The organism is Vibrio sp. TMPB1044 (assembly GCF_030442075.1).
In the GTDB taxonomy this organism is placed as follows: Bacteria; Pseudomonadota; Gammaproteobacteria; order Enterobacterales; family Vibrionaceae; genus Vibrio; species Vibrio satsumensis.
Genome location: NZ_JAUJED010000078.1, coordinates 1 through 22,518, shown reverse-complemented (window position 1 = coordinate 22,518; position 22,518 = coordinate 1). Strand labels below are relative to the sequence as shown.

At 42.9% G+C, this 22,518-nt stretch carries 22 protein-coding genes; 13 read left to right on the top strand and 9 right to left on the bottom strand.

What is annotated here, in order from left to right; genetic code table 11:
• Positions 1 to 72, top strand: a 72-nt coding sequence (locus QQ041_RS24215; protein ID WP_353057852.1) for an IS3 family transposase, incomplete at its 5' end; no start/stop codon positions are given.
• Between the two features lie 81 nt (positions 73 to 153).
• Here the strand turns inward: QQ041_RS24215 and QQ041_RS22460 are convergent.
• On the bottom strand, positions 154 to 459 hold the full coding sequence (locus QQ041_RS22460) for a DUF3861 domain-containing protein (protein WP_285955180.1): 306 nt from the start codon (positions 457 to 459) through the stop codon (positions 154 to 156).
• A 102-nt stretch (positions 460 to 561) separates the two neighbouring features.
• Between QQ041_RS22460 and QQ041_RS22455 the strand changes: the two genes are divergently transcribed.
• Positions 562 to 987: a MarR family winged helix-turn-helix transcriptional regulator gene (locus QQ041_RS22455; RefSeq protein ID WP_146492711.1), complete on the top strand. Its 426-nt coding sequence runs from the start codon at positions 562 to 564 to the stop codon at positions 985 to 987.
• A gap of 129 nt (positions 988 to 1,116) precedes the next feature.
• Here the strand turns inward: QQ041_RS22455 and QQ041_RS22450 are convergent, their stop codons facing one another.
• Positions 1,117 to 2,901, bottom strand: a complete 1,785-nt coding sequence (locus tag QQ041_RS22450; RefSeq protein ID WP_285955103.1) for an SgrR family transcriptional regulator — start codon at positions 2,899 to 2,901, stop codon at positions 1,117 to 1,119.
• Between the two features lie 602 nt (positions 2,902 to 3,503).
• Here QQ041_RS22450 and rimK point away from each other — a divergent pair.
• Positions 3,504 to 4,409, top strand: a complete 906-nt coding sequence (gene rimK, locus QQ041_RS22445; RefSeq protein WP_019824669.1) for a 30S ribosomal protein S6--L-glutamate ligase — start codon at positions 3,504 to 3,506, stop codon at positions 4,407 to 4,409.
• Positions 4,410 to 4,441: 32 nt separating this feature from the next.
• Positions 4,442 to 4,870, top strand: coding sequence for a RimK/LysX family protein (locus QQ041_RS22440; RefSeq protein ID WP_048661634.1), 429 nt, complete (start codon positions 4,442 to 4,444; stop codon positions 4,868 to 4,870).
• Positions 4,871 to 4,999: 129 nt separating this feature from the next.
• Here the strand turns inward: QQ041_RS22440 and QQ041_RS22435 are convergent, their stop codons facing one another.
• Positions 5,000 to 5,788 carry an MBL fold metallo-hydrolase gene (locus QQ041_RS22435; RefSeq protein WP_285955102.1) on the bottom strand — a complete coding sequence of 263 codons (789 nt, stop codon included), beginning with the start codon at positions 5,786 to 5,788 and terminating at the stop codon, positions 5,000 to 5,002.
• A gap of 370 nt (positions 5,789 to 6,158) precedes the next feature.
• Here QQ041_RS22435 and QQ041_RS22430 point away from each other — a divergent pair, with 370 nt between their 5' ends.
• The 3 genes from QQ041_RS22430 to QQ041_RS22420 all read left to right on the top strand — a co-directional run bounded on the left by QQ041_RS22430 (position 6,159) and on the right by QQ041_RS22420 (position 8,582).
• Positions 6,159 to 6,761: a 2OG-Fe(II) oxygenase gene (locus tag QQ041_RS22430; RefSeq protein WP_108020116.1), complete on the top strand. Its 603-nt coding sequence runs from the start codon at positions 6,159 to 6,161 to the stop codon at positions 6,759 to 6,761.
• A 203-nt stretch (positions 6,762 to 6,964) separates the two neighbouring features.
• Complete coding sequence (locus QQ041_RS22425; protein WP_285955101.1) at positions 6,965 to 7,684, top strand: glycerophosphodiester phosphodiesterase family protein; 720 nt, start codon at positions 6,965 to 6,967, stop codon at positions 7,682 to 7,684.
• Positions 7,685 to 7,844: 160 nt separating this feature from the next.
• Complete coding sequence (locus QQ041_RS22420) at positions 7,845 to 8,582, top strand: sulfite exporter TauE/SafE family protein (RefSeq protein WP_060981690.1); 738 nt, start codon at positions 7,845 to 7,847, stop codon at positions 8,580 to 8,582.
• A 42-nt stretch (positions 8,583 to 8,624) separates the two neighbouring features.
• Here the strand turns inward: QQ041_RS22420 and QQ041_RS22415 are convergent, their stop codons facing one another.
• Both QQ041_RS22415 and QQ041_RS22410 read right to left on the bottom strand, forming a co-directional pair.
• Positions 8,625 to 9,398 (bottom strand): murein L,D-transpeptidase family protein, encoded by a 774-nt coding sequence (locus QQ041_RS22415; RefSeq protein ID WP_146492707.1) that lies wholly within the window; start codon positions 9,396 to 9,398, stop codon positions 8,625 to 8,627.
• Between the two features lie 2 nt (positions 9,399 to 9,400).
• A complete protein-coding gene (locus QQ041_RS22410) occupies positions 9,401 to 9,883 on the bottom strand; it encodes a GNAT family N-acetyltransferase (protein ID WP_146492706.1) in 483 nt (160 codons plus the stop codon).
• Between the two features lie 209 nt (positions 9,884 to 10,092).
• Between QQ041_RS22410 and QQ041_RS22405 the strand changes: the two genes are divergently transcribed.
• From QQ041_RS22405 to grxB, 3 genes are all read left to right on the top strand, one after another.
• A complete protein-coding gene (locus QQ041_RS22405) occupies positions 10,093 to 11,073 on the top strand; it encodes a Gfo/Idh/MocA family protein (RefSeq protein ID WP_239833989.1) in 981 nt (326 codons plus the stop codon).
• 163 nt (positions 11,074 to 11,236) lie between these two features.
• Complete coding sequence (locus QQ041_RS22400) at positions 11,237 to 11,398, top strand: hypothetical protein (protein ID WP_009846296.1); 162 nt, start codon at positions 11,237 to 11,239, stop codon at positions 11,396 to 11,398.
• Positions 11,399 to 11,744: 346 nt separating this feature from the next.
• Positions 11,745 to 12,377, top strand: coding sequence for a glutaredoxin 2 (gene grxB, locus QQ041_RS22395; RefSeq protein ID WP_285955100.1), 633 nt, complete (start codon positions 11,745 to 11,747; stop codon positions 12,375 to 12,377).
• A 199-nt stretch (positions 12,378 to 12,576) separates the two neighbouring features.
• Here the strand turns inward: grxB and QQ041_RS22390 are convergent, their stop codons facing one another.
• Both QQ041_RS22390 and QQ041_RS22385 read right to left on the bottom strand, forming a co-directional pair.
• On the bottom strand, positions 12,577 to 14,541 hold the full coding sequence (locus QQ041_RS22390) for a CHASE3 domain-containing protein (RefSeq protein WP_285955099.1): 1,965 nt from the start codon (positions 14,539 to 14,541) through the stop codon (positions 12,577 to 12,579).
• Positions 14,542 to 14,809: 268 nt separating this feature from the next.
• Positions 14,810 to 15,643, bottom strand: coding sequence for a pyruvate, water dikinase regulatory protein (locus tag QQ041_RS22385; protein WP_285955098.1), 834 nt, complete (start codon positions 15,641 to 15,643; stop codon positions 14,810 to 14,812).
• Positions 15,644 to 15,821: 178 nt separating this feature from the next.
• Here QQ041_RS22385 and ppsA point away from each other — a divergent pair, with 178 nt between their 5' ends.
• Together ppsA and QQ041_RS22375 are read left to right on the top strand one after the other, a co-directional pair.
• Positions 15,822 to 18,194 (top strand): phosphoenolpyruvate synthase, encoded by a 2,373-nt coding sequence (gene ppsA, locus QQ041_RS22380; protein ID WP_285955097.1) that lies wholly within the window; start codon positions 15,822 to 15,824, stop codon positions 18,192 to 18,194.
• Between the two features lie 211 nt (positions 18,195 to 18,405).
• Complete coding sequence (locus tag QQ041_RS22375) at positions 18,406 to 19,740, top strand: MATE family efflux transporter (protein WP_285955096.1); 1,335 nt, start codon at positions 18,406 to 18,408, stop codon at positions 19,738 to 19,740.
• 98 nt (positions 19,741 to 19,838) lie between these two features.
• Here QQ041_RS22375 and QQ041_RS22370 read toward each other — a convergent pair whose 3' ends face one another.
• The gene (locus QQ041_RS22370; protein WP_353057849.1) at positions 19,839 to 20,693 is read right to left on the bottom strand and encodes a glycerophosphodiester phosphodiesterase family protein; all 855 of its coding nucleotides are present in this window, start codon (positions 20,691 to 20,693) and stop codon (positions 19,839 to 19,841) included.
• Positions 20,694 to 20,763: 70 nt separating this feature from the next.
• Between QQ041_RS22370 and QQ041_RS22365 the strand changes: the two genes are divergently transcribed.
• Positions 20,764 to 22,176 carry a sulfatase-like hydrolase/transferase gene (locus QQ041_RS22365; protein ID WP_285955094.1) on the top strand — a complete coding sequence of 471 codons (1,413 nt, stop codon included), beginning with the start codon at positions 20,764 to 20,766 and terminating at the stop codon, positions 22,174 to 22,176.
• Positions 22,177 to 22,331: 155 nt separating this feature from the next.
• Here the strand turns inward: QQ041_RS22365 and QQ041_RS22360 are convergent.
• Positions 22,332 to 22,518, bottom strand: a 187-nt coding sequence (locus tag QQ041_RS22360) for a hypothetical protein (RefSeq protein ID WP_285955093.1), incomplete at its 5' end; no start/stop codon positions are given.

Genomic DNA, 22,518 nt, shown 5'->3' with positions numbered 1-22,518 from the left:
AAACGTATAAAAGTGAAACTAAAAGGCCTGACTCCGATAGAATATCGAACTCAGGCCTTGAAAGCCGCTTAACAGAAATGTCCAACTTTACGGGGTCACTTCACCTGATGATCAGTTTGCTGGCTTTTTGAATATGTCATTGCCGGACAAGCGCTACGCGCCTTTCAGCGTCTTCTTAAGATTTTGCATGAAGTTTCTGAAGTGAGGCATGAAATCTACAAACAGAGGGTGCTTTCTATCTTGCATCATCAACGGTCCCAGCAAGCGAATACTTACACCTAGTCTCGTTGCGGATTGCTCATCTAAGCCACTGTCCTGCTTGAGCTTATCTACAATCGCGAACATGTTTTCTCGATCTTCAATTTCAAACTGCATGGTTTGCAGTTCACGATCTTCCTTGATGCTCACTTCTTCGATAGTGATACGGTAGTGATTGTGTTTGCCTGTGATTGTTTGCATCGTCATTACTGTCTCCTAACTTGAATTCACGAACAATTAAGTTGATAATATCAACTATAAATACAATGGTTGATAGTGTCAACTATATTCTAAGGATCGTTTATGTCTGATAACACATCGTTAGAGTCTATCTTTCGTTTAGTACACTCTTTGAAACGTCAAATGAGTGAACAGATTGAGAGCTTGGATTCTGAGATCGCACCCATGAACATTCGTGTCATGAAGATCATTACTAAGAAATCTCCATGTACGGCTATCGATATCGCGCACTACTTAAACCGCGATAAAGCGCAGGTCACGAGATTAGTTAATGCATTGATCAATCAAGAGCTTGTGAAAAAGTCTCCAAATCCAGAAGACAAGCGCAGCCAGTTATTGATTCTGACCGATAAGGGTCAAGAGGTCATGAGTAAGGTTTCGGATCTAGACCGAGACATGTTGAAGAGAATGACCAAAGGCATGGCCGAAGATGAGTTAGAGCAATTCAGGAAAATTGCAAAGAAAATGGCGCAGAACTTAGAGAGCTGATCTTAAAAATAAAACGAAAAAACGCCACCGAATCGAATAATCGGTGGCGTTTTTTGTAGAATTTGGTTTTACCTAGATATAAGCATGCCAAAATCGACTTTGAAAACGCTTTATCCTACTCGGTAAGCATTAATCAGCAGACCATACATTCTTGAAATCTGGCCATCCCCAGTTAGTGATGGCCACGTTTTTCAGAATCCCTTGGAAACGAACGGTCTGCAAGTGATGAAACATAGGCACTAACCAATAATCTGAGATCAGAGTAGACGCGATCGGTTCTAACTCTGCCAAGTAATTAGGCAGTTCAACGGATGCTTTATGACTATCCAAACGCTGCTTGAGCCAATCACTGTTCATCTCTCCTAAAGCAGAATGCAAAACAGGATCGTTCATCATCCAAGAGAACAGCGAAGACGGGGCATTGTCATCGAGATTCAAGTTAAACAGCACCAAGTCCTCCTTTAACTCGCCACTCTGAGAGAGCTCCGCCAACTCTCGAAAACTGTAGGTGTTCACCTCAACTTCCACACCATATCGTTTGAGTATGTCGGATACGCAAACCGCACATCGATACAACGCATAATAGTCATAAACCGCAATACTCATCTTTTGTGGCAGTTGTGCATCTTTCGAAGGCGTTCGATACAATTTCTTCCAACTTGGCAGTATATTTTGAGCTAAAGAGACACTAAACAGACCCTTGTTATGTTCCAACTGAGACAAGATCGCTTGTGGGTTGGTCAGTTCTGAAAGGTATTTGCGCTGCTCATTATTTAGTGATCTGGCCGCTGAGTTCTGATTGAATAGGATAAACAGACACCCATCCTCGACTCGGCTACGAAGGCCGTCTGTATCTACAGAAACAAGTTCCGCATCGCTTTTCCCTAACTGATGGAAGCAAGATGAATCTTCATAAGGCGATACCTGCATTTGGCTGCCATCGAAGCGAGCAGTGCCCGTCATTGATTCCTCAAACTGCCAGATGGTCACCTCATCGGTTAAAGAGCGGCAACCATAATAATGTTCAAATGCGGCGAGCTTGATTCGTTCATTGTTGGTCTCAACCACTTTAAATGGGCCGCTTCCAATAACAGCATGGGTCACAGAACTTAATGGAGACGGTTCACGGGTGACTTGCGCTGCGGGTTGAATCGAATATTTAACGCCAGCAAGTAAACCAGCAAAGCCGGTATCTGCCTTGGTGAGTTGGAAGCTGACCCTCAATGGTTGTTCACTGTAAACCGAAGCGACATGGGCGAGCTCTGTCTGATAGAAAGGTAAAGTTTGCAACGCAGAAAACATCGAAACTAATTGCTTAGCATCCACAAACTGCCCGTCATGAAAAGTAAGTCCCGGGCGCAGATAGAAAGTCCAAACTAGCTTTTCAGCATCATATTGCCAATGATGTGCCAGCTCAGGCTTCAGCTCGCCTTTGCCATTGCAAGTCACTAAACAACTGAACACTTGCCTGATCAAAAATCGTTCACTACTGCGGTGAATATGATGCGGGAACAGATCTTCGAACTTACGTTTGTAGGTTAATTGGACGTGCAGTAACCCTTCGCGCATCGTCGCACCGGATGTTTCTTGGAGAAGAGAGCCAAACACTGAGCGGTCATTATCCAAAATAGAGAGTGCTTTTTCGTACTTGCCCTGCTCTATCAGCTTGCTGGCAACATGTTGCGTCAATTGTTGATTACTAAAGCGCAATGTCAGGTTAGAACGTTGATTCCTTCCGACTTTTGGCTCCCACACCACCCATTCAGCTTGATGCATCTTGCCGAGTAAGGTTCGTGCATGACGCAAACTGGTAAACAGCTTGTCTGCGACCTCAGTTAAAGTCACCGAGTGTGAGATGTGAGGCTCGAATAAATCCAGCCGAGTGTAGTAACGCATCATGTTTAGATCAGACAAATAATGAACCTTTTAGAAACAATCCTTCCTCATAAAGCCGATTATAAAACACATTTGTCTTTAAGTGACGATAAAAGACAAAAACAGGAACAATCATCTAAAAAATCAGCTGTTTATTACTTCCTATTAAATAACCATAATTAATGGGTCAGCAAGGAACTTTGAGTTCCTACCAAAGCCCAAGACAAGAGAAGTAATCATCATGAGAAAATACTATCTTAATAAGCTAAAAAGCACCTGTAGCAAGCTCGAAAGAGAAGCACTACGAACACTTATAGAGCTATGTAACTGGCGTTATTAGTACACTTTTAAGCACCGAGTTAACGCGAGTTGAGTACAACCTAATATGCTCCTACCCCCAATATGAGTTAGGTCTCAACTCGCTTTTCCATTCCAAATCCCCTCTCAACCCAGATGTACTAATCGCTCACGCATTCGATAAATTTCTATTATCGACTCGACAAATTTAATTCGTTTTCTTAGTTAAACGAAAAGCCTTAAGGTTCGCCCCGAAGCAAGCAAAGAGCCTCAGAAAAACTGAAAGCTCAGCTAATAACTAATTTATTTGCAGTTACCAATCAGGTATTAACTAAGGAAACGCCATGCGTATCGCAATTCTTTCTCGCAACGAAAACCTATACTCTACTTCTCGCTTAAAAGCGGCTGGAGAGGCACGTGGTCACCAGGTCGATGTTATCGACACGCTGCACTGTGATATAGATATCGCGAGTAACAATCCGAAGATTCGCTACATGGGTGAAGAGCTACCTCAATACGATGCTGTTATTCCACGTATTGGCGCTTCCATTACCTTTTACGGAACTGCGGTTGTTCGCCAATTCGAAATGATGGGCACTTTTTGTATCAATGAGTCAGTTGCTATTAGCCGTTCTCGCGACAAACTGCGCTCACTACAACTGTTGTCTCGTAAAGGTATTGGCTTACCAAAGACAGGTTTCGCTAGCCGCCCAGACAAGATTCAAGACTTGATCAAAAACGTAGGTGGCGCACCACTGGTTATCAAGCTTCTTGAAGGTACTCAAGGTATCGGCGTGGTTTTAGCTGAAACAAACAAAGCAGCAGAAAGCGTTATCGAAGCATTCATGGGCCTAAAAGCGAACATCTTGGTTCAAGAGTTCATTGAAGAAGCAAATGGCGCAGACATCCGTTGTTTTGTTGTTGGCAACAAAGTAATCGCGGCAATGAAGCGTCAAGCTGGTGAGGGTGAATTCCGCTCTAACCTGCACCGTGGCGGTACAGCTCAACTGGTTAAACTAACCAAAGAAGAGCGCGCTACAGCAATCAATGCTGCGAAAATCATGGGTTTAAACCTATGTGGTGTTGATATTCTACAATCTAAGAATGGCCCTGTTGTAATGGAAGTTAACTCTTCTCCTGGCCTAGAAGGTATTGAGAAAGCGACTGGCAAAGATGTAGCAGACATGATTTTCGAATTCATCGAGAAAAATGCAAAACCAAACGCTAACCGTACTCGTGGCAAAGGCTGATTAAACGCCGTTAACTCATGATTGGAAATAACATGAACAATAAAATGATCATAGGGAATACTGAAGCACTTTGCTTACCAGAGTTAGGGATAACTGGACTACATACACGTGTTGATACAGGGGCTAAAACCTCTTCTCTACACGTAGACAATCTACTATGTGTAAAAACAGACGGTGAGAACTTCGTTGAATTCGATCTTCACCCAGACGTTTACCACCTAGAAGAAACAGTACGCTGCAAAGCGAAGCTGAAAACAAGTAAGAAAATCAAATCATCTAACGGCGAAGTTGAACACCGTTGTGTGATTGAAACCATGCTAAAAATGGGTGGTCAAGAATGGCCTATCGATATCACGCTAAGCAACCGTCAAGATATGACTTATATGATGCTGCTTGGTCGCCAAGGCATGAGTGACAAAGTGATTGTTGACCCAGCGGGTGAATTCCTGCTGACGCACTAATCCGAGTCATCGTAACCGCTCCACAGGTTATAACTAAAGCTAGTCACAACGATATAAGGCCAGTCTCATGACTGGCCTTATTGCGTTCTATTCTTTAATTTCTAGTTTCTGCTTTTTACTTTGGCTTATCTATTTCTTGGATTTACCATGAGACTGCAAACCAAAACGCCAAATCGATAACAGCAGTTTCTTAGCTTTGATTTTGGTTACCCGCCAATGCGTCACAGGTCTTCTTGGGGCGCTCATCAATAAGTGTTCAAAGGCTGTCTCACTAAAATCGACTTGTCCTCCATGCGCCACTAGCAAAGTATCCAGCTGCATGTCATAGATACGAGATACTGACTCTCGGTACTTGTTAGGGTGAAAGATAGGGAAAGGCGGAATCAGCTTCTTCTTAACCTCGACCATTAAATCAGCCACATAAGCAACGCTATGTGATGGGCAATAGACAGAAAGATCTCTGTCGGTATGACCCGGCGTTTCTAGAACCAACCAATCATCAAACCCCGGAATACTATCCCCATCCGACAGCTTATAGTCCGGTTTCAACTTTCTTGAATACCACAAGTTCGCTTTGGGTCTTCCTAAACGGTTCGCCATCCATCTTGCTAAGGCTAGATCAGTCAAGTGCATCAAAATACCATCAATGCCGTGATACCAATCTTTGTCTCGGTTTGCTGCCACCAAATAACAATTAGTCAGCTTTCTGAGTGCATGCGCAGCGCCTGCATGGTCTGGGTGCATATGCGTCACCACCACCGTGTGTAGATCAGAAAAATCACGCATAAGCTCAGTTTCAATGAAAGTCTTCAAATGCGGGATGTCGGCTCGACATGCACCATCGAGCAACAGTAATTTGTCAGGATACTCCACCAAGTACATATCTTGGATGTAGCCTTGAATGGTATGCAGCTGCAAACCCACTCCTTGCGATAAATCAACTGGTCAGACCTACACCATAGCAAACTTACAGCCAATTGTGATTATTTTGTTAAAAGCAACAATCTCAAACAAGATAGAGAGCTCCAATCAAGATTTCTATTGGTATCCACAACGTTACTAAAATCCAATTCAACTCAGAACAATGGAAGCACATTCCAAAAATACTCATCTATTTCATCCGGTAGTTTTCACCATTATCGAATGCCGCATTGCCGCAAACCTTGCTCTATAAACCTTACGATTCAAGCTGCCAACACCATTTATCGTGACGACAAAACATGTGATTTGTTGCCCTGAGTTATTAGGACTATATATGCGCCTCTAATTTATTGTCTGAGTGCTATACATGAACCAACTAATCGATGCTCTTTCTACCCAAGGTTACTTTGTTTGGGATGACTTCTTAACGCATGAAGAAGTGGTGGCATTGAGGGATTGCATTCCAGAGAACTGGAAAAAGGCTAGGATTGGCCGTAACGATGAAGTAACACGAGAGTCGACCATTCGTAGTGACAAAATTCAGTGGGTACGCCGCGACATGGGCGAGCCAGCTTCTCTGTTCCTAGACAAGATGGAACAAATTCGTTTAGCGGCAAACCAAGCGTTCTTTTTGGGTCTGTTCGAGTACGAAGCGCACTTTGCTAAATACGAAAAAGGTGATTTCTACCAAAAGCACTTAGACTGCTTCAAAGGCAATGAGAACCGCCGTCTGACTACCGTGTTCTACATGAATGACGAGTGGACAGAAGAAGACGCAGGTGAGCTTGTGGTTTACGATCTGAAAGACAACCATATCGCGACCATTCCACCAAAGTCAGGTCGTCTATTTGTGTTCTTGTCTGAACAGTTCCCACACGAGGTACTGCCGACAAACACAGAGCGATTCAGTATCGCAGGTTGGTTCCGTATTAACGGCGTGAAAGACAACCAACTCGATATCGCACACTAAATATTGGTCTTTAACACCGGAACTTTAAAACCTCTCGATTGAGAGGTTTTTCATTAATGTGGACAACGAAAACAGTGCCACTAGAGCACACCTTCAATTTGCAGAGTAACCTCTAGACAAATCAATATAACGATTAATCTAGCGTAAAAGAGAAAAGTGATATTTAATAACTATTTACGATGCGCATTCAAGAAGGATTAATTATGTCGTCTATCATCGTAGGTCATCGAGGTGTAGCAGGCACTCACCCAGAAAACACCAAAGCAAGCATTGAACAAGCCGCTAAACTCGGCTTGAAATGGATTGAAGTAGATATTCAACCGACTCAGGATGATCAACTTGTGGTTTGTCACGACCACACCCTTGAGCGCTGCAGCGATGGCAAGGGTCGTGTCGACGAGCATACTCTTGCAGAGCTGCGTCAGCTTGATTTTGGAAGTTGGAAATCTGAACAGTTCGCGGGAGAAAAAATACTAACGCTAGAAGAGTTACTTGCACTTGTTGAGCAACATGATCTCAGCGTCAACCTCGAAATCAAAGTCGACAGCCGACATCAAGCTCCTCATGTCGTTGATTTACTGCACGAAGAGTTGATTCGCTCAAATTTGGACACCGATAAAGTCTTACTATCGAGCTTCAGCCATCAAGTGGTTGCTGAAATGGCTCGCCACTTACCGAGATACCGCGTCGGTGTGATCACAGAGCAACTGACTCAAGCTGATCTTATGCTCATTAATGAGGTTAAAGCATTCAGTTGCCACATGAACTATGAGCATGTAAATCAGAGCGATCTCAATACGCTCAGTGAAGCAAACATTCAAACATGGTGCTACACCGTCAACGATCCATCTCACTTCAAACTCATCTCAGAAGTCGATGCCGTATTCACTGATTTTCCGAATCAATTTAGCGCTATAAATTGAGCACGCGAATACTGCAAAAACAGCCTCGAGAGACTTTAAAATTAACTCTCGGGAAACCTTAAAATTAGGTAGCAAACACAAGTGAGTAGGAGTACATTCCGCTACTCACTTGGTTTCATTAGCTCGCTCTATTTAGACAGCTTCATTGGTTACTTAATTTATGGATCTCATTTTTAGTCCAATCTTCCCAATTTTGGGGGCAATCTTCATTTTCGCCGCTATTGTTCGTGGCTTCTCAGGTTTCGGTTTCACTTTAGTGGCATTGCCGTTGAGTGCGTTATTCGTGCCCGTTATCGAACTGGTTCCTGTTTTCATGCTTATCGACCTATTGGGCAATATCCAATTGCTACCGAAGGTTCGAAAACACGTCAATTGGCGCTGGGTTTCAAAGGTGTTTATCCCTTGTCTAGCCTTCACTCCGGTCGGCTTACTTCTGCTCAAGTCTGTTAGCCAAGATACAATAATTTTGATCATTAGTGCCTTCATTTTTGCGTCTGCACTTATGATCTACAAAGGGTTCCAGTACAAAAGTGAACCTAGATTTGCTCCCTATATTCTGGGCAGCCTTGCGGGTGTAATGAACGGCGCGGCTTCAATGTCAGGGCCTCCGATTGGCACGCATGCATTGGCAAGCCCAGTCGCACCCCACATTGCCAGAGCAGGCCTGATTGCGTTCTTTGTGTTGGCAGATTCCAGTGCGTTTGTATCGGCATCTATCGCGGGGTTAGTCGACCGTGATGTGGTCTGGCTTACTCTAGCACTCCTACCAAGTAGCATGTTTGGCGGCTATGTCGGTTCTAAACTGTTCGAGAGGTTTGGCGGAGCGAAGTTCAAACCAGTCACCATTGCCCTGCTCATCGTGATTGCGATATTCAGTGCAGGTCGAGTCTTGCTGTAACTGGCTCTAGCGGTGCTGTTCAGGAAAATTGGGTACCGATACCTACCATTCGATATGGATAGGGGTACCCATTTTTACAAGTTGGAGAAATTCATCCATATCTTGATTGGTTAATGCGATACAGCCATCCGTCCAATCAAAGCTTTGAATAAAACTAGGCGAACGACGCTCACCATTTTTGATACCGTGGATCTTGATGTTCCCCCCAGGATCAACATCATTTTGCTCTGCCCATTGCATATCTGAAGGTTGCGGATAGTTAATATGTACTGAGCGATAAAAGTCCGACTCTTCCATCACATAATCGAGCTGGTATGTCCCTTCCGGCGTTCGGTTGTCCCCTTCAAAGCGTTTATGCCCTTTCGGTTGTTTGCCTAGCGCAATACGAAACTCCTGAATCACCTTTTCGCCTTTAAGCAGATACATCCTACGTTTCGATTTATCGACTTTGACCAAGGTGACCACTTGCGACAACGAATCTACCTCAGAATCGATATCCGGTACGTTGTAAAACTGCCGAGAGGAACTTTGAGGCGAACGTTTAGATGAACCTTGAGATAGCTGAGCAACTTGTTCACCAGAATCACTTTTGAGAACATCATCCACAACAATCACATGTTTGGAGTTTGAGCTCACTGAAGAGGTTGAACTAGAGGAAGAAGTCGAGACACGTTGAGAGTGAGCAGATGTCGATTCAAATACGATAGTTTCGATAGCCGTCGCGTCAGATACGATCTTTTCAACGACAACCTTCTCAGCGTATACACTCGAAGTCACAAACAGTAAACACAGTGATAAAGGCAAAAACAGATGCACCGTTAGAGCTCCTCAAAACGCATGGACATGGTTCGTGACTGGGTTTCCATCCCCAACGACTCATAAAAACCCTGAGCTTGCTGATTAAACTCCATCACTTCCAATCGAAGTTCGATCGCGCCACTCGCTTGCGCCCATTGATTGAATGACTTCATTAATGCTCTACCGACACCTTGGCTCTGAGTCTGATCATTCACCACAATCGTATTAACTCTTGCCACCTTGTGAGACTGAATGAAACTGACACCTTTGTTCTGCGTTACTTTCCCCGCTAAAAAGCCGATCACCTGCTGATCATCAACAGCAACAAAGAAAGCACCAACCGGATCAAGCATTAAGCCTAACCAATACTCTTCACTATCGGCCCGGCTCTGTGAAACTGGTGCAAACACCATAGGCGCACCTAGATGATGTTGACGGTTTATCTGCTCAGAGAGCTCCAAGATCGAGCTAATATCAGTTACCTTGGCGGTCCGGATTTGCATATTATTACCTTATTTGAATTCCATAATACCTTAGCAAAAATGGCTTAGTTGTGCACCGTTACACTGATCAACCCAGACGCTCAGTGAAGGCTGATTATTAATATTAGGTACTAAATTTGGGGAAATTGTTCCGTAAATCTCGGGCACATTGCTAGGCGTTGAGTGCTACTATCTCTGCAGAATCAATACGCTAACAACTGGATACCACTATGATTAAGTTTGCTGTAATTGGAACCAATTGGATTACACAAAAGTTTGTTCAAGCTGCTCACGAATCTCAATCGATGCAACTTGCTGCGGTTTACTCTCGAAACCTAGACAGCGCGGTACAGTTCGCTCAAGAATTTGACGTTGAAACAACTTATGATTCACTCGACGCATTGGCAAATGACAAAACTGTTGAAGCCGTGTACATCGCTTCACCAAACTCGCTGCATTGCGAGCAATCTATCTTCATGATGGAAAACGGCAAGCATGTCATCTGTGAGAAGCCTGTCGCATCGAATATTGATGAAGCAACCCGAATGTTTGAGGTTGCTCAGCAAAACGGTGTAGTGTTGTTTGAGGCGTATAAATCTCAATTCCTACCGAACTTTAAGCAAGTTCAACTTGGGTTAGAAAAGATTGGCAAGGTACATAAGGCACACATCAATTACTGCCAATATTCATCGCGCTACCAAAAATACCTAAACGGTGAGAACCCAAACACCTTCAATCCTGCTTTTTCTAACGGCTCATTAGTCGATATTGGCTTCTACTGTGTTGCCGCGACAGTCGCGCTATTTGGCAAACCCAAAAATGCACAGGCTTCTGCAAAGCTACTTGATTCCGGTGTGGATGCGCATGGTTGTGCGATCTTCCAGTATCCTGAGTTTGACGTGACGCTTGCTCACTCCAAAGTCAGCGACTCTTACGCACCAAGCGAGATCCAAGGCGAGCAAGGAGCAATCATCATCGATCACATCGCTGAATGTACTGATGTTAAGATCCGCTACCGTGATGGCAGCATTGAAAACCTCACTCAAGCACAAAGCGAGAACTCAATGAGTTATGAGGCACAAGGCTTTGTAAGCTGCATTGAGGGTGATAAAGAAACTCAAGCTCACGCCCAACAACGCGCTTTAACTGTTGCCAAGTTAATTACAGAGATGCGTCAGCAAGTCGGTGTCGTTTATCCAGCCGATAAATAACATCACTGCTAGGGTAACCAGCTGATTTTTAATAAATACCGATTTATGCATAACTAAATTTAATCTTTACGACAAACAACCGGATTAGTCGATTGGGGTACCATCTGTTTAAATCCGCGTTCGATATCTATCGTATTAATTTAATTTATTGAAGGTGTGTAAAGTGTTTTCAGTTGATGATCGCGTTGTAGCAACAAAAGGTGTTGAGCTAGGTGAAATGGTAGTAATTGGCCTAAGTGCTGGTGGCGGCTACGTTCACGTTACAACAGTAGAAGGCGCAATAATGACGCTTACTTACCCTGCAAAAGACCTTAAAAAAGCATAGTCTAACCGCTCCGCTCTTTTAGTAGTCACTCTGCTAAAGGTAACAAAATTGAGGCCTTGGCTGATTTCACTCTTCTGCATTAGAGTGAACAGCCAGGGCCTTTTTTATACCTACAATCCCTTACCAGCCTCCCATTAGTTTACTCATTGCAGTAAAACTAGCTCCAACAGACAATTGAATGAATCAAAGACTATTTGCATCAAGTACTTGTTGTTTGTTAATACCTACAGTTTATTGGTGCTTAACGTTTATTGAGACTTAGCGTCTATTGAAGCTTAGTATTTGCAAGACTTTCTGGTACATTAGCATTATCTTATATTTGTAATTACCTGAACTAAAGGAAGCTATGAAGCTTTATATTTACGACCACTGCCCTTTCTGCGCACGAGTAGCCTACATCGCTCAATCTCTAGGCTTAAACATCGAACTTGTTTCTGTGGATTATGATGATGCCCAAACCCTTATCGATTTGATCGGTAAAAAGATGGTGCCTGTGTTACAAAAAGACGACGGTTCTATCATGGCTGAGAGCTTAGATATCATCGCGTACTTCTTGGATTTGAAATCAAGCGATGAGCAGCGTGTGCCATCAGAGCAAGTCACTGTATTCCAAGCTCACGCATTCCCGCTAACTCAACAGATTGGACGCCCACGCTGGTGTAACCTCGACTTGGCTGAATATCGCTCTCCAGGAGCCAAAGAAGCTTGGCGTGCCAGTAAAGAAACTGAAGGTTTTAACTTTCAAGAGCTCTTAGAAAAGACACCTCAGTTCGTTCAACTGATTAACCCATTACTGAAAGATGCCGAGCTCTTACTGGATCTAGAGAATAGTGAGTCATCACAGCCTCTTATCGACCAAGCAGTGTATTTCTCGATGCTTCGTGGCTTCTACGCAGAGGCGACAATAGAGTGGCCACATGACTTGAACCGCTGGATGGAGAACAAAAGCAAAGTGCTCGATATCAGCTTACTGCGTTAGTCGTCTCAGCTAAAATGACATAGTAGCTTAGAGACTAAAGTACACGCTAGAAACAAGGCAGCCTCGATACAAACATGCATCAAGGCTGCTTTTTCCTTTCTGAAAGTGAGTGAAGTGAAGTCACCTCATATCATTGAGTAAATGCTGGATATTTCACTTCTTGTGCTGGTTTAAACACTCTAGCTCCTTCACGGTTTTCTCAGCTGACATTCTTCACTTTAAATTGACCAACAATGTTTTGAAGTTGTTCCGATAAGTTCACTAGTTCTTGGCTCGACTCTACCGTTTGTTCAGCACCCACAACGCTTTCTTTAGTAATACGGCTAACATTCACTACATTCTGATTAATCTGTTCTACCGTGACACTCTGCTCTTCTGAGGCACTGGCACTCTGCGTACTCATATCAGAGATACTATTAATGGAACGAGTAATAACATCAAAAGCTTGCCCTGATTTCTCAGCATTCTCTACACTCTTCTTGGCAATATCACTGCTTTTCTGCATGCTGTTCACTACATCTTTCGTCCCAAGCTGTAAGCGCTCAATTAAGCCTTGTATCTCAGAGGTCGAATCTTGTGTTCGTTGAGCAAGACTTCGCACTTCATCAGCGACAACAGCAAAGCCTTTTCCTTGCTCTCCCGCTCTCGCAGCCTCAATAGCTGCATTTAATGCAAGCAAGTTAGTTTGAGCGGCAATATCTAATATCACATCAAGAATACCGCCAATATTGGTGGCTTCACGGGAAAGATCTTCAAGACGATCCATCGTGCTTTCGATCTCAGACTCCAAAGAATTAATGCTCATCGTTGTCTCTTGCACTACGGTCAAACCTTGCATCGCTTCCTCACTCGCTTCACTTGCTGATTGAGCAGTATCAACAGCATTTCTTGCGACTTCTTGAACGGATATAGACATCTGGTTCATCGCAACAGCAACTTGATCTGTCATCAACATTTGCTCATTTGCACCGCTATTCGTAGTCACCGTAATATTGGTGAGCTGAGTTGATGAACTACTCAATCGCTCACTTGCAACCATCATGTTGCCAATGATTGTTTTTAAGCTTTCTGCGGTTGCTTTCAACGCGTTGGTTAACTCTCCAATTTCATTCTTCGCACCTTTTTCAATATTTACGGTGAGATCCCCTTTCGCTAGTTGCTTAGCGACACCGATAACGTAGTTTATCTGTGAGGTGATATTTCGAGAGATCAAAGCACCGAAACCGAAACAGAATACGACTGAAGATACACCACCAACAACGAGTACCATCAGAGCTAAATCGGAGGCTGAGCTTGCTGCCTCTTTTCTTTCAACCATGAGTACTTGCTCGACGTTAATGATTTCAGCCACTTTATTACGCAAGCCATCCATATATTGCTTGCCCTGCTTTTTGGCAAGCTTAACGTAAAGTTCATCAATGGAACTAAATCGGTTGGATTCACGCACCAATGTAATCGCGCTCGATGCATAATCGTCAATCCATGATTGAATATCACGCGATAGTTGGCTATTCCCCATAGACGCTAGCTGCTTATCAACTTTCGATTTGCCTTGATGGTAAGGTTCTAAAAAAGCTTCTTCACGATTTAGCATAAATCCACGTAAACCTGTTTCCATGTTTACCATGTGATTAATAAGAGCCTCGCCATTTAGGTAACGCCCTGTAGCAATCTCAGCTCGCAGGTTATCCATTTTCTCTTTACCGACACCACTCGCGATCAATGCTTGGAGTTGGTTAACGTAAGCCTGTCCATCATGGATACTCTTACGTAAAACAATAACTTCTTGAGCATACTTCTGCCATTCCATAGCTGCTCGATTTACTTCATCAAATCGTTGTTGCTGAGCAGGGTTGTCACTAGTGAGCATTTTTACTGTCGATAAGCTCTCTTCAAAAGTCTGCTTACCTGCATGGTAAGGTTCTAGATACTCTTCCTGGCCACCGATCGCATAACCTCGCAAGCCTGTCTCTTGGTCGACCATCGAATTAACCAAGCGATTGGATTGATCAATCACCTGGTAGGTATGCGTAACCATTGCATCGGTGCTATTCAACGTTTTAATCGAATTCCACACGACGACGCACAGCGTAACTAAAATGCTTACCGTGATGACATTACCGAAAAGTAACCTACTGCGAATAGTAAGCTCTGATATATTCATAAACTGTTTTCCCTAACCTGTTGATGAACTGACGTATGTATTTGTAATAATTATCGGTTATTTAGTTAACCGTTCTCTAAACAATAGGTACACATCCGGTAAATAGGCAAAGAAATAAGCTATTTTTTCATAAGTATTTTAGAGGAAAGATCTAACAATGAGAGAGGGGAAGGTTGGATGTAGCAGATATGAATAACAGAAAAAGCGACTTCACTGCTCCTTATAACAGACGCAATGAAATCACAATTTAGGTATCGTCGATAACACGCTAAAGCAGCCGGCGTCTCAAGCCAGTTCGCTCTAAGATTCGCGTTGAAATCTCTTCAACCGATAACGATGAGGTATTGATGTACGGCACAGCCTCTCTGCGGAACATCGCCTCTACGGTTTGTAGCTCATACAAACATTGCGAATCACTCGCGTATTCACTGCCCGCTAAACGGTTCTCACGAATCTCAGTCAGCCTTTCTGCGTCAATCGTTAAACCAAACAACTTGTGTCGGTATATCTCAAACTCAGGTAGCAGCTTCAAGCGCGCTAAATCATCATGGATGAATGGATAGTTCGCTACACGCAGACCAAACTGCATCGCCATGTACAAGCTTGTTGGTGTCTTACCGCTTCGAGATACACCTAACAAGATGATGTCGGCTTCTTCCAGCCCTTTGAGCGTGATGCCATCATCATGAGCCAAGGTGTACTCAATCGCAGCAATACGGTCGAAATACTTCACTGAGTCCTTATTTACACTGCGTGAGCGCTGCAATTTGGGAACAGGAGCCATCTGAATGTCATCCTGTACTTTCTGCACGATGCTTTCCAACACGTCATAACAGTGAGCAGGCGCTTGAAGCAATTTCACTTTGATGTCAGGTATCACAATCGAAAAGAACACCAATGGTTCGACTCCATTATCGCGATACGAAATTTCGATCTCTTTTAATAAATCAGAAAGTTTGTCCTCACTTTCCACAAACGGGAAGGTTTTTTCATTGGCTTTGAACGGGAATTGACCTAGAACAACATGCCCTAAAGTCTCACATGTTATGGCCGTTCCATCAGAAACATAGAATACATCACGACTTTGAATATCAATTTGCATTTTTTATTTAATGTTTAAAATTATTTTGAGTAGGATGGGAACCATAATATATATAAAAAAACCCTGCTGACTATTACGTCCCCCACAGCTTTAAAAAATAATTTACATTTTTTTAAACTGATACGTAATCGTTTGCCTTTAAATCCCTACAATGCTTGCTATGTTTCTGGAGAAATAAATGCAAAATAATACCCTATGGTTCAATGGCCTATCCATGGAAGATGTCGACAAAGTCGGCGGTAAGAACGCCTCACTGGGCGAGATGGTTTCTAACCTATCCAATGCTGGTGTTTCTGTACCTAATGGTTTTGCTACCACTTCGTATGCGTTTAACGACTTTCTTGATTACAAAGGTCTAGATGAGCGCATCCACCAACTACTTGATGAACTTGATGTTGAAGACGTTGACGCACTGCGTAAGACAGGTGCAACGATTCGACAGTGGGTTCTAGACGCCCCCTTCCCAGAATCACTAGAGCAAGACATCCGTGATAACTACCGCGAGCTAATCGAAGACAACGAAGAATTGTCTGTAGCTGTGCGTTCATCTGCAACTGCAGAAGATCTTCCGGACGCATCTTTCGCAGGCCAGCAAGAGACCTTCCTTAACGTGAAAGGCATCGACGCTGTACTAGAAGCAACCAAGCACGTTTACGCTTCTCTGTTTAACGACCGCGCTATCTCTTACCGTGTACACCAAGGCTTTGACCACCGTGGCATTTCATTGTCTGCGGGCATTCAACGCATGGTTCGCTCAGACAAAGCCTCTTCAGGTGTCATGTTCACACTTGATACAGAGTCAGGCTTCGACCAAGTCGTGTTCATCACTTCTTCTTGGGGTCTCGGCGAAATGGTTGTACAAGGCGCTGTGAACCCAGATGAGTTCTACGTCCACAAGCCAATGTTAGAAGCGGGTCACTACCCAATCGTTAAGAAGACGTTTGGTTCTAAGCTGATCAAGATGATCTACTCAACCAACCAAGAGATTGGCAAGCAAGTTGATATCATCGACACCGATACTCAAGAGCGTAACGAGTTCTCACTGAACGATGAAGAGATCAAAGAACTAGCAAAACAAGCGATGATCATCGAGAAGCACTACCAACGTCCGATGGACATTGAGTGGGCAAAAGATGGTATCGACGGCAAGCTATACATTGTTCAAGCTCGCCCAGAGACTGTATGTTCTCAAAGCGACCAAAACGTTATCGAGCGTTACGAGCTAAACAACAAGGCTGATGTCTTAGTTGAAGGCCGTGCTATCGGTCAACGTATCGGCTCAGGCCCGGTTCGTTTGGTTGACTCACTAGACCAAATGTCACTGGTTCAAGAAGGCGACGTACTGGTAACAGACATGACAGACCCAGACTGGGAACCTGTTATGAAGAAAGCCTCTGCGATTGTCACTAACCGTGGCGGCCGTACTTGTCACGCAGCAATCATCGCTCGTGAGCTAGGCATTCCTGCAATCGTTGGCTGTGGTACAGCGACAAGTAACCTAAACGACGGTGACACCGTGACAGTGTCATGTTCTGAAGGTGAAACTGGCTACGTTTACCAAGGCGAGCTCGACTTCGAAATCAAACGTTCTGAAGTTGATGAGCTACCAATGCTGCCAACCAAAGTAATGATGAACGTGGGTAACCCAGATCGCGCCTTCGACTTCGCACAGATTCCAAACGAAGGTGTTGGCCTTGCTCGTTTAGAGTTCATCATCAACAAAATGATCGGTATTCACCCGAAAGCCCTATTGAACTTCGATGAACAAACTGACGAGCTAAAAGCAGAAATCAGCGAACGTATTCGCGGCTACAAAGATCCAATCGATTTCTACGTAAGCAAACTAACAGAAGGCATCGCGACTATCGCATCTGCATTCTGGCCTAAGCGTGTGATCGTGCGTATGTCTGACTTTAAGTCGAACGAGTACAGTAACCTAGTCGGAGGTAAAACGTTTGAACCACATGAAGAGAATCCAATGTTGGGCTTCCGTGGCGCATCTCGTTACATCTCGCCAGTATTCGAAGACTGTTTCGAGCTAGAGACTCAAGCGATAAAACGTGTTCGCAACGAAATGGGTCTTAAGAACGTTGAAATCATGATCCCATTCGTTCGTACTCCAAGCGAAGCGGCATCGGTTATCGATATTTTGGCTAAGTTCGACCTTCGCCGTGGTGACCAAGGCCTGAAAGTCATCATGATGTGTGAGCTACCATCGAATGCAATTCTGGCTGAAGAGTTCTTGAAGTACTTCGATGGCTTCTCTATTGGTTCGAACGACATGACACAGCTGACACTTGGCCTAGATCGAGATTCAGGTGACGTTGCGCACTTATTCGACGAGCGTAATCCAGCAGTTAAAGCGATGCTGAAAATGGCAATCGATGCAGCAGCTAAAGCAGGTAAGTACGTGGGTATTTGTGGTCAAGGCCCATCTGACCACGACGACCTAGCTGAGTGGTTAATGGAGCAAGGCATCAGCTCTGTTTCGTTGAATCCAGATACGGTTATCGACACGTGGTTGAAGCTTGGTAACGTTGCGAACAAGTAACGCTTAGCGCCAACAAGTAAATACAACGAAAAGTAGACACTACAAAGCCAGTCATTGCGACTGGCTTTTTTGTTCACCGAAAGCCAACAAAGATAACCTGCCTATCATAACAAACATTGGTATCGCGCTGACCTTACGTTATCCTTTACACAATTCTTCACAGCTCGACGTTTACCGCTGTGAGTCTATCTTAAAGACCAAAAAGATTAATATGAATTCTACTACCGCAACTCCCACGCCTTCACTTGGCCGACAACTCTATACCATGACATGGCCAATGCTGTTTGGGGTACTTTCCCTAATGAGCTTCCAGCTTGTAGACAGTGCTTTTATTGGCCAACTGGGCGTGCTACCGCTGGCTGTTCAAGGCTTCACGCTTCCAATACAGATGATCATCATTGGTATTCAAGTCGGGTTAGGCATTGCGACTACAGCAGTAATTGCTCGTGCAATTGGTGCTAACGAAATACGCTACGCCAAGCAGCTAGGTGGATTGGTGGTTGCGATGGGCAGTGTGAGTGTCGCGCTTTTCTCCGTCATCATCTATCTGCTGCGTGGGCCAATTTTACAGTTGTTGGATGCGCCACCGACGGTATTACCGATCATTGATTCTTACTGGATCTATTGGCTAGTCAGTTCTTGGACAGGTGCACTGCTCTACTTTTACTACAGTGTGTGTCGTGCCAACGGTAATACTATGCTGCCCGGTTCGATGATGATCGCAACCAGTATCATCAACCTAATATTCGACCCGATTTTTATCTTTACTCTCGACATGGGCATCAATGGTGCGGCTATCGCGACCATCTTAGCTTTTGGTGCAGGCATCTTTATCGTGGCGCCCAAAGTAACCAAGAAACATTGGATGACGTTCGACTGGCACGATCTTGATATCGGCAAGAGTGTTCGCTCAATTGGCAACATCATGGGGCCTGCAATGGTAAGTCAATTGCTTCCACCTGTATCCTCTATGTTGGCGACTAAACTGCTGGCAGGCTACGGTACGGCTGCCGTTGCAGCTTGGGCTCTGGGTTCTCGTTTTGAATTCTTCTCGATTGTTGCGGTGCTTGCCTTGACCATGTCGATGCCACCAATGGTTGGTCGCATGTTGGGAGAAAAGAACCTGACTGATATTCGCAGCTTGATCAAGATTGCCGCAACCTTTGTGCTTGGCTTTCAAGTCGTAATTGCGCTTGTTACGTGGGTATTCTCAAGTGGACTAGCAGGATTAATGACGAGCGATAGTGAAGTGACCACAATCCTCAACTATCACCTCATGATTGTCCCAATCAGCCTTGGTCCTTTGGGTATTTGCATGCTTATGGTGTCGGTTTCGAACGCCCTAGGTAAGTCTTATACCGCATTAACAATTTCAGCACTGCGTCTGTTCGCTTTCTTCTTGCCTTGCTTATGGATTGGCTCTCATCTGGCTGGAATTGAAGGTCTGTTCTGGGGTGCCATGATAGGTAATGTGTTTGCCGGAACGTGTGCATGGTTTATGTACCAACGCGCTTTAGGACAAGTTGAGGCTAAGCTTGCCAAATAGGCAATTCGGGAGCTCATCAACCAAGCAATCTCCAAAGAACATTTAATTCGACATCAAAGCAGGGCGATGACGCTCTGCTTTTTAGATAACCTGCAATCTTAGAGTTCATCTGATGGAAGAACAAAATCGACATATATCGCGAAATTAACGATCCCATACGCTTTGATAGTGTCCAAATCCAAATCATTGCTTGAATATATCATCGCTGAGATCCCCATATTACTCAGTGTGATAGCCTTTTTATATTCATTCCCAAGCGAACTGAGGTTATCACCTCGATAAGTTACAGCTCTTATTTTATTCAATTCAATCCAATCAATAACAAATGGCGTATTTAAATCTATATTTAATGCAACGTTATTGAACCCTAATCTTATTGCTTCATTATATTTCTTCAAACTAAAAACTTCGACAATAGATTTTTCTTTATCAATTATACTTTTTGATAATAGTACAAGATTTTCTATTTTGTCCGTAACTAATACCACGCCATTTTCATCTATAATATCAATAGCTGTCGATATATTTAATGTTTTATATTTATCATAAATTATCTTTGATTCAAATTCTTTATAGCTAATAGACCCAGTATTATTAGAATTTGTCATTTCGTGAAAAGACTTCCAGTCATGAACAGCGACGATCTTTCCATCCGACGATACAAGAAGATCTAGCTCTATCATCTTAAAACCACTTTCTATCGACTTCTCTACAGCCTCTAAGGAGTTTGTATATTTAAAACCATCGATTCCCCCGCCGGCATGTGCAATCAAACTGCCTGAATTAACGATAATATTGGAGATATTATTGTGCGTATTTGGATATGCCTTTACGTTGCCTCTCCATACATCAATGACTACACTCATCGAAGGGCCGATAAAAAAAGCTACCCAAAAACATATGAGAACTAGACAAAATATTGATATTAAGACTCTGATTCCTTTAAGTATCATGACATTTTACCTGTTGAGAACTGGGGCTGATGATAATGTATGGTTTACCCTGTCAATATTGAGTTTAAACATGTTATTTATAGCAACTATAATAGCATTTGTCGGTAATAGATTTGTATTTCTTCTTCTCACGGTAATAATGACTTTCGACTTCTACTTAAGGTTAAACTCTCTCAGCTTAGATTTAGGTGTCTTAGGTTCGGTTTTAGAGTCTAATCGAGGTGAAGCACTTGAACATATAAAAATCATTAGCGTCATAACATATGTAAAGATTACTATATTTTCCATTCTACTTTTTTTATCATTTAACATTACCTTAGGAAAGGTTGGTAAGTCATTTTCATTAATTATGTTAATATTATTTTCCAGTATATTAATCACAAAATTTTATAGCTTACATGATAATAAAAAGACGACATACCTCAATGAAGAATACTTAAAAACAATCCATCATGAAGTGTGGTTTAGTTTTTTAGGACTAATTACAGTTATTAAACCTATTTCTTTATATTATGAACTATCTCTTCTCGAAGGAGGAAAATCAATAATCTCTTCAAAATGGGAGAACGTCCATACAAATAAGATATTAAAGGATATTTATATCGTAAATATCGGTGAATCTGTGATTAAAAATTATTACCCATCGTATAACGAAGAGAATGGAAAGATAAAAGGAGCAGAAATATTTAATGGTGTTATTTCCCCATCCGTTGTTACATATTTTTCAGTTCCTCGAATATTATCAAAGAGCCTAGATGTAAACAGGCATGATAAAGGCTTAAATGTGATAGATCTTGCTAATGATGCTGGAATGAAAACTTATTGGATATCAAATCAAGCTAAGATCGGGCAATACGAGACACAGGTATCCGCAATCGCGAGTAGGGCTCATTACCAATATTATAAAAATACGTCTTATGATAAAGCTGAACCCGATAATATTCTCCTACCAGAAGTGATCAAGGCGATTCGTGAAGAAACTAATAAACCGAAAGTCATTTTCATTCATACCATGGGGTCACACTATGACTTTTGTAAGAGATTTGATGAAGAGGTTTCACTAAAACCCTCAGATAACAAATACCTAGAATGCTATTCAAAATCAGTGGCTTATGGCGTGGCTTTTATAGAGAAGCTTAGAGACTTACTCACGATGCATGATAAAACATATAAAATCATTTATTTTTCGGATCATGGCCTAACGTCTGTAAACGTTCCACCGTATCTAATTCACGGTACTGGCTCACATTTTTCTAGGCAGGCAGTAGAAGTACCTTTCATAGCAATGAGTAATGACCCACAAGAAACGAAAATACATTCGGTCAAATACAATCTGAGAGACTTTTCAGACACATTTGCACAATGGATAGGAATATCTTCAGAACAGACAGAGCAAAACAAAAGTATCTTCAATACCAAGTACACAGGAAAAGAGTACGACTCAGTGCTAACAAGTGAGTTTAAGATAAGAAAAATCGACTAAGCGAACAACTGGTACAGAAGGTTCTGAACACCATAAAGTTACTTAGTAAGTAACCTTCTCCGCACATCAAGTTGTCTCTTATTTATCACTATGTAAGCTGATATCAGCTCGATTTTACTTATCCAAGAGCTTCATTAACTTTGTTAGCAAACAGCCTAATGAGATGATTTAGGAAGCTCTGACAGTATCCGCAAGTGAATTAAATGAATGTGTAAATATTTGGCTGATACATAATGATTTGAAGCAGATAAGAAAAAAGCCCGCTGATTTCTCAGCGGGCTTTCTAATGGTGGTGGAGGGATAGGGATTTGAACCCTAGAACCGCTATTAACGGTTGCCGGT